1 pseudogene is annotated in these 298 nt (G+C 33.6%); it reads left to right on the forward strand.

What is annotated here, in order from left to right:
- Window positions 1-298 (forward strand): annotated as a pseudogene (locus SE27_RS14740) (heavy metal sensor histidine kinase); the annotation flags it as partial.

Consider the following 298-nt stretch of genomic DNA (forward strand, 5'->3'; position numbering starts at 1 on the left):
TGGTCCAAATAGAACGACCGACAGGTCAAGTTTTATTTAGTTCTGCATCCTCAATCATTAATACTCAAAATTTAATCAAGTCAGCAAATAACTCTTGGATTGAATGGCAAGTTCAGGATAAGACTTATCGCGGCATGATCTACAACACAGATATAAACAGAAATAATGAAACACAATCTGTACGAATTATTGTAGGAATAGATACTTCTGCACATCTACATTTTTTAAAAGATTTTAAGCGTCAACTTTTGTATATTGGTTTGGCGGGGACAATTTGTTTAATGTTTTTAGGTTGGGT

Origin of the sequence: Acinetobacter harbinensis (assembly GCF_000816495.1) — a bacterium.
Lineage (GTDB): Bacteria > Pseudomonadota > Gammaproteobacteria > Pseudomonadales > Moraxellaceae > Acinetobacter > Acinetobacter harbinensis.